Here is a 3272-nt window from a genome sequence, read left to right as displayed (position 1 = left end):
GCCGTCGCTGATGTTGCGGCGTGCCGCGCCGGCGGGTAAACCCTGCGCTTCCTCGCGCAAACCGGTCTGGCAGTCTCCATGAACATTCTTCTCCTCGGTTCCGGCGGGCGCGAGCATGCGCTGGCGTGGAAGATCGCCGCGTCGCCGCTGCTGACCAAATTGTGGTGCGCGCCGGGCAATGCCGGCATCGCGCAGGAAGCCGAATGCGTGGCGCTGGACATCGCCGACCACGCCGCGGTGATTGCGTTCTGCCAGACCAACACGATCGATTTCGTCGTGGTCGGCCCGGACGCGCCGATCGCTGCCGGGATCGTCGATGATCTGGATGCGGCGGGTATCAAGGCGTTCGGGCCGACCCGCGCGGCCGGGCAGCTCGAGAGCTCGAAGAGCTTCACCAAGGCGCTGTGCCGCGACAACAACATTCCCACCGCCGCCTACGGCCATTTCCACAGCGCCGAGGAGGCCAAGGCCTATATCCGCGCCCAGGGCGCGCCGATCGTGGTCAAGGCCGATGGGCTGGCAGCCGGCAAGGGCGTCGTGGTGGCTGCCACCGAGGCCGAGGCGCTGGCGGCGGTCGACATGATGTTTGCCGGCGGCTTCGGCGAGGCCGGGGCCGAAGTCGTGATCGAAGAGTATATGGAGGGCGAGGAAGCCTCGTTCTTCGCGCTATGCGACGGCGAACATGCGCTGGCGCTGGCGACCGCGCAGGACCACAAGCGCGCCTTCGACGGCGACAAGGGCCCCAATACCGGCGGCATGGGCGCCTATTCGCCGGCGCCTGTCATGACCGACGCGCTGTGCGCGCAGGTGATGAAGACGATGATCGAGCCGACGTTGCGCGCGTTGCGCGACATGGGCACGCCGTACAAAGGCGTTCTCTATGCCGGCGTCATGGTCACCGCGGACGGTCCGAAGCTGGTCGAATTCAACGCGCGGTTCGGCGATCCCGAATGCCAGGTGCTGATGCTGCGGATGATGTCCGACATCGTTCCGGCCTTGCTGGCCTGCGCCGACGGGCAGTTGAAGAATTTCAGCCTGCGCTGGTACGACGACGTCGCGCTGACGGTGGTGATGGCCACCAAGGGCTATCCCGGCGCGTACGAGAAGGGCACGCGGATCGCGGGCCTTGATCGTGCCGCGAAGATCGAAGGCGTCGAGATCTTTCATGCCGGCACCATCGCCTCGGGCGACTGGATTCTCGCCAATGGCGGACGCGTTCTCAACGTCACCGCGTCGGGCAAGACCGTCGGCGAGGCGCAACGCCGCGCCTATGAGGCGATCGGGCTGATCAACTGGCCCGAGGGCTTCTGCCGCCGCGATATCGGCTGGCAGGCGGTGGCGCGCGAGCGCGCAAAAAGGTAGCGGAGGACCTGTCACTTCCCCAGCTGCAGCTCCACAACCAAAACGATGGAACTTAGTGGAGTGTCACGCATTGGTTGAGCAGGAAGGGCTGCTCATGGCTCATTATTATTTCGATGTGAAAAACGGCACCACGCGGAGGGACCACACCGGTTCGGAGTTCGCCAGCGACGGCGACGCGATCGCCCGCGGTCAGGTTATCGCCTATCAATTCGGGACGGATTGCAGCCAAATGGACCATGACTGCCACATCTCCGTCGTCCGCGAAGACGGTCACGAAGTGATGCGGGTGAAGGTGTCGGGCGAAGCCGGTCCGGCCTCAGCGCCGCGCCTTAAAAAATTCCTGTAGCAACATCGCGGATTCGCGTTCGCCCACGGCCGAATAGACATCCGGCGCGTGGTGGCACGTCTTCGAGGCGAAGAATCGCACCCCGGAATCGACTCCGCCGCCCTTCGGGTCGGCGGCGCCGTAATACAGCCGGCGAATCCGGGCGAACGAGATCGCGCCGGCGCACATGGTGCACGGCTCCAGCGTAACGTAGAGATCGCAGTCGATCAGCCGCTCGCTGCCGATCCGCTCCGCCGCCTGCCGGATCGCCAGAATCTCGGCATGGGCGGTCGGGTCACGGTCGATGATGGTGCGGTTTCCCGCCGATGCGATGACCTCGCCGTTAAGCACGATCACAGCGCCGATCGGGACTTCGCCCCGTTTTGCGGCGTTTTCGGCGGCCTGCAGCGCCAGATCCATAAAAGAAGGTGCGGTCATGGCTCGTTTCTTGGGGCGAACTCTGCTACGGGTTGAGGTTCAGCAAGAGTGGATACCGGTTTTTGCGTGACAATGCGCCCGACGAGTGAGCGCGCATATCGTTTCACGAGCCCTGTCCGCACCGCTCAACCGCAATTCAGCTTATGCTGCAGTGAGACCTTCATGCCCCGCGACAACGATCGAAACAATGGCCCCTCGCGCGGCCGCCCGCCCGGCAAATCCGGCGGAGGCGCCAGCAAGGGCCGCTCCGGCGCGGCGCGCGGCCCCGAGAAGAAATTCGCCAAGCGCGACGGCACCTACACACCAAAGCCGCACGATGCCGGCGCGGGCGAGCGCAAGACCTACGGCGCCAAGCCCTATTCCGGCCCCGGCAAGCCCTATGCCGGCAAGCGTGACGGCGCGCCGCCGCGCCGCGATGACGACCGCGCGCCGCGCCGCGACTATGGCGATGCACCGCGTCCGGCCCGCAGCTTCGGTGGCGACCGTCCCGAGCGCAGTGGCGGCGACAAACGTCCGTACCAGTCGCGCGACGGTGGCGGCGACAAGCGCCCTTACACGCCGCGTGAAGGCGGCGGCGAGAAGCGGCCGTATTCGCCGCGCGCCGGTGGTGGCGACAAACGTCCGTACCAGTCGCGCGATGGCGGCGGTGACAAGCGCCCTTACACGCCGCGTGATGGTGGCGCTGAGAAACGGCCTTATCAGTCTCGTGACGGTGGTGGCGACAAGCGCCCCTATACGCCGCGCGAAGGTGGCGGCGAGAAGCGTCCCTACAGCCCGCGTGGCGACCGCCCGAATTTCAACCGCGACGACCGCGCGCCGCGCGGCGACCGCGGCGACTCGCGCAGCGACGCACGTCCGGCCGCGCGTTTCTCCGACAAGAAGTTCGGCGACAAGCGTCCCTACACCCCGCGCGACGGCGGCGGCGAGAAGCGGCCCTACCAGTCCCGCGATGGCGGCGACAAGCGTCCCTATACGCCGCGTGATGGTGGTGACAGGCCGCGCCCCTCGGGTGATCGTCCGTACAGCGCGCGTCCGGCGCGCGACAACGATCGTCCGCGCTCGGATCGCCCGCAGGGCGATCGTCCCTATAGCGGCGGCAGCAAGTTCGGCGGCGACAAGAAGTTCTCGCGCGGCGCGCCGGACCGCG

3 protein-coding genes and 1 pseudogene are annotated in these 3272 nt (G+C 67.0%); 3 read left to right on the top strand and 1 reads right to left on the bottom strand.

Going from position 1 to position 3272, the window contains the following annotated elements; translation table 11 throughout:
• The first annotated feature begins 78 nt into the window (after positions 1 to 78).
• Positions 79 to 1362, top strand: coding sequence for a phosphoribosylamine--glycine ligase (purD, locus tag JWR89_RS08020; protein ID WP_299714038.1), 1284 nt, complete (start codon positions 79 to 81; stop codon positions 1360 to 1362).
• 70 nt (positions 1363 to 1432) lie between these two features.
• Positions 1433 to 1708: a hypothetical protein gene (locus tag JWR89_RS08015; protein WP_299714035.1), complete on the top strand. Its 276-nt coding sequence runs from the start codon at positions 1433 to 1435 to the stop codon at positions 1706 to 1708.
• On the opposite strand, the gene JWR89_RS08010 is transcribed toward JWR89_RS08015, so the two are convergent.
• Positions 1679 to 2125: a nucleoside deaminase gene (locus JWR89_RS08010; RefSeq protein WP_299714032.1), complete on the bottom strand. Its 447-nt coding sequence runs from the start codon at positions 2123 to 2125 to the stop codon at positions 1679 to 1681. The genes JWR89_RS08015 and JWR89_RS08010 overlap by 30 nt on opposite strands.
• Before the next feature lie 162 nt (positions 2126 to 2287).
• Here JWR89_RS08010 and JWR89_RS08005 point away from each other — a divergent pair.
• Positions 2288 to 3272, top strand: a pseudogene (locus JWR89_RS08005) (pseudouridine synthase); the annotation flags it as partial.

Source organism: Tardiphaga sp., assembly GCF_028290785.1.
GTDB lineage: Bacteria > Pseudomonadota > Alphaproteobacteria > Rhizobiales > Xanthobacteraceae > Tardiphaga.
Note: the sequence above shows the minus strand (reverse complement) of the source record. Positions and strands in the feature narration are given on the sequence as shown.

Coding starts and splice junctions, on each gene's coding strand:
- JWR89_RS08010 (WP_299714032.1), bottom strand. CDS start 2,125: ATGACCGCACCTTCTTTTATGGATCTGGCGCTGCAGGCCGCCGAAAAC.
- purD (WP_299714038.1), top strand. CDS start 79: ATGAACATTCTTCTCCTCGGTTCCGGCGGGCGCGAGCATGCGCTGGCG.